Genomic DNA, 3,785 nt, shown 5'->3' on the forward strand with positions numbered 1-3,785 from the left:
GCGCCCGGATCGGAGAACTTCCCCGGGTGCGGGAGGGGGTGGTCGGTGTTGCGGACCGCGTTGTATGCCTCGGCCTTCTCCTTGAACGCGGCAGCCGCCGTCTCGTAGTCCTGCTTGCCCTCCTTGTAGAGAGCGATCGCCTCACGGGCCTTGGCCTGCGCGCTGGTGACCGTCCCGGCGTAGGTCTCCAGCGCCGTGGCCGCATCCTCGAACGCGTCCGCCGCGCGCAGCCAATCGGTGGGCAGGGTCTCGAACTTCGCCCGGAAGGTATCGGCGGCCTCACCCTTCCAGTGACCGGAGTCGAGCTTCTTCATCCCGCCGCCGACGAGATCGAACGCCCGCTGGAAGTCCCGGAGGTTCTTCACCGCCGCAGCGATCTTCTCCGGCCTGCCGTGGATCAGCTCGTCGGCTTCCTCGGTCTGTCCGAGCTGCTGCTCCCCGACCTTCGCACCGAGCGAGGACGCGGTCTCATCCCCCCAGTTCTCGACCGCGTCCGCCCACTCATCGGCACCGACCGTCACCAGTTCCTGTAGTCCTCCACCAAGTTGGCGATGAGCGCGAACAGCGCGTCGGCTCGGTGCCGGTCCTCGCGCTGGGTCTGCAGGGCCTGGTGGACCGTCCGGAGCCGGGCCAGCGCGGCCGGCTCGCGGTCCCGCACCTCTTCGAGCAGCGGATCAGTGATCAGGTCCAGGCATGCGCTGAGCAGCCGACGGGTGGCCGGGGACGGAGGGGCGGGGTTGGGGGCGGCGTAACCGGTGGTCAGATAGCGCGCGGGATCGGTCAGGCTCCAGCCGACGATGGAGCCGTGCTGGACCAGGAGCGCCACGTCCGGAGCAATGCCGATGCGGGCCTCCAGCGGTTCGTCAAGGACGTCGAGGTCGCGCAGACAGGTCAGCACGGCGTCCCCGGGCGCACGGCACAGCACCGAGGTCACCTCAAGGCGGCAGTTCCGTTCCTGCCACGTACTGGCTGGCGAGACGACCCATGAGGTCGAACTCGCGTCTGAGCTTGGCTGTGGAGCCGATGTGCCGAACCAGTTCTGACCGGGTCGGGCTGAGCATGTGATGCTGCGCGACGACGATCTCCCGGTCCAGCCGCCGCGACCACAGGATCCTGTCAGTGACGAACTGAAATATTTTCGACTTCCGGAACCTATTTGCGATGCTCGCGTTCGCGCAACGTCCTTGCGATCTCAATATCCTGCTGCAGTGCGCTGAGGCGTGGAGGTGTTCTCGAGTCGTCCAGTACAACGGCGTGGAGGCGATCGCCGACCTTTGGGGGGGATGCACCAGCAGAGCGCCATGACGGGTGCTTCACCTGGTCGATGAATCCGGGAGTGCCGGACCCGGCGACGTCGACCATTGAACCGACAGGGGCCACAGCGGTGATGATTACGTCGACCTCCTGGTGATTTACCAGCTTCATGAAGGATCTCCAAAGATTCGTTCCCAAGACCTGTTACGGGTCAATTCGTTAAATCTGTCTAGCTTGTCAACGGGGATGGGAAATTCGATTCGGACGGCCCCGCCGGGGCCATTTCTATCATGCACCTTTGCGTGTTCGGCAAATTCAGAAAGGAACGATGGGTGCATATCGTATCGTACAATTCCCTTGGCGAAGTTAATCCCATTCGGTCCTGCGTACTCGGCTGCCACGCCGCGTTCGCCAAAATAGATCTTTCCGTCGGATAGTATGCCGCCCCCGATATCCACGCCTGGCACATGGTTCGCCGGGTTGGGTCCGTGATCGAGTTCGTACTGGGCGTCCATCGCTTTTGGTGCACGGTAGATCGGCACCGAGTCGGGGTAGTCGGGAGCGAGTCCTAGGGAATCAGTCCATGTTGTCGGATTGTGAACGTATGTAAGCGGGTTGGGTGCAGGGGTGATGCCCAGCGGGTCCGGAGTGAGATATCGAGCAACTTCGGGGTCGTACGTGCGGAAGTAGTTGTAGTGGAATCCAGTTTCGGCGTCAAATTGCTGACCCGGGAACCTGAGAGGAATGAAAGTCGAACTCGACTTTTTCCAAGTTGTCGTTCCCCATAGGGTGCTGCGGGTGCACCACGCAAGGTTGCCTGATTCATCAACGAGTTCGGCGGGGGTTCCGACGAGATCGGTGATGATGGAGAAGAAGCGCTCATCTATGGCCTCTTGGAGGGCGGCGGCGGGTAGGACGCGTTCCATCTGCGTCAGTGGACGCAACCCCTGGTGATCCCAGGTCAATGCGATCGGATTCGGAAGTGCTTCACTTTCGGTGACCTGTTCGCAGACGGTGGTCTCCTCCCAGGTGAATGTGGTCTGTTCCAGAGAGGTGTGGCCATCGACAGCAAGGCGTTGCTTGCCAATACGTCGGCCCAGCGGGTCGTACCGGTAGCGCCATACCATCCCATCAGGCATGGTCACCGAGCGCATGCGGTCCTCGGCGTCCCACTCATATCGCCAGGTGTCCGGTTTCCTGGAGAGGCGGGTCTTCTGGCGGAAGGTGATGCGGCCGAGCGCATCGTGTTCGTAGCGGACGTTGCCCGCGCCAATGATCGTGGTGCCGAAATAAGTGCGAGAACCCGTCGCTTCCTGGCCAGGGTGTGTTATCGGCCAGGAGGCTTCGGTCTGGTTGCCTGCTTGGTCGTATGCGTAGTGTTCCGTCCAGCCCGGTGCTTGGACGGTCGTGACGCGGCCTGCCGGGTCAAGATCGAAGGTTTTGGTGCCGGAGATTTGGTCGGCAAGACCGGTCAGGTGACCGTCGGCGCGGTAGGTGTAGTCGCGGCGTTGGATGCTGCGGCCTGCACCGGTGACCTGCTGCGTGGTGAGGCGGCCCATCGTGTCGAACTGTGACGTCAGGCTGATGCTGTCACCGATATGCCTGGCAACCTCCCGACCCGCCGCGTCGTGTTCGAAGCGGAGGACGCGGCCCGAGGTGGTGAGTGAGGTGCGTCGCCCTGCCGCGTCATACGCCCAGGTGCTGACCGCGCCGCTGGGGGTGGTGCGGCTGGTACGACGTCCGAGCCGGTCGTACTCGTACGACATCGTCCGGCCGTTGACGGATTCGGACCGGAGACGGCCATAACGGTCACGCAGGTACGTGATGGTGGCGTCCGCGTTGGCGGCCTTGGCGAGTTGGTCGGAGAAGTCGTAGGCAAAGGTAGTGACGTCTCCTGCCGCGTTCTTGGAGACGATCCGGTCCAGCTCGTCCCGCTTGTAGCGGATGGTCTGGCCGAGGGCGTCGGTACGGGCGGTCAGGCGGCCTGCCGTATCGCGTTGGTAGGTGAGCGTGCGGTTGTCGAAGTCTGCTTCGGAGACGAGGTGCCCGGCAGCGTCGTAGGTGTAGTTCCAGGTCAGCCCTTGGGGGTTGAGGACCTGGGTGAGGCGTAGTTCATCGTCGTATGCGAATTCGTAGCGCACGCCGTCGGGGTCGGTGCGGGCCGTCATGAGGTCGAAGTGCGTGTACTCGAAGCGGGAGGCGGCGCCCATGGCATCGGTGTGGGTGAGGCAGTTGCCCTCGCCGTCGTAGGTCCAGGACTGCGTGGTGCCGTCCGCGTCGGTGCGCCGGGACAGCCTGCCCTCCACGGTCCATTCGAGGTGGGTGACCGCACCGAGCGGGTCGGTGAGGGTGACAGGTCGGCCGAACGCGTCTCGGACGAGGCGGGACTTGGCGCCGAGCGGGTCGGTCACCTCGATCGGCAGACCAGCCGCATCACTGCGGATGTGGGTCGTGTTGCCGAGCGCGTCCGTCACGGAGGTCGCATGGCCGGCCTCGTTGTAGGTGGTACGTGTCGCGGCGCCGGACGGGTC

At 64.0% G+C, this 3,785-nt stretch carries 4 protein-coding genes; all 4 read right to left on the minus strand.

Annotated features, from left to right (window positions below; genetic code table 11):
- Positions 1-521: putative T7SS-secreted protein (locus tag ABTZ94_RS36625; RefSeq protein ID WP_351207632.1), on the minus strand; the 521-nt coding region annotated here is incomplete at its 3' end.
- Positions 518-925: a hypothetical protein gene (locus tag ABTZ94_RS36630; protein WP_351207634.1), complete on the minus strand. Its 408-nt coding sequence runs from the start codon at positions 923-925 to the stop codon at positions 518-520. The genes ABTZ94_RS36625 and ABTZ94_RS36630, both read right to left, overlap by 4 nt.
- Positions 926-1,152: 227 nt before the next feature.
- Positions 1,153-1,425 (minus strand): hypothetical protein, encoded by a 273-nt coding sequence (locus ABTZ94_RS36635; RefSeq protein WP_351207636.1) that lies wholly within the window; start codon positions 1,423-1,425, stop codon positions 1,153-1,155.
- Positions 1,422-3,785: RHS repeat-associated core domain-containing protein (locus ABTZ94_RS36640; protein ID WP_351207638.1), on the minus strand; the 2,364-nt coding region annotated here is incomplete at its 5' end. The genes ABTZ94_RS36640 and ABTZ94_RS36635, both read right to left, overlap by 4 nt.

This window comes from Streptomyces sp. NPDC002785, from assembly GCF_040295565.1.
GTDB lineage: Bacteria > Actinomycetota > Actinomycetes > Streptomycetales > Streptomycetaceae > Streptomyces.

What these genes read in the sequence shown, in the direction of transcription:
- ABTZ94_RS36635 (WP_351207636.1), bottom strand. Translation starts at nt 1,425, where the DNA reads ATGAAGCTGGTAAATCACCAGGAGGTCGACGTAATCATCACCGCTGTG.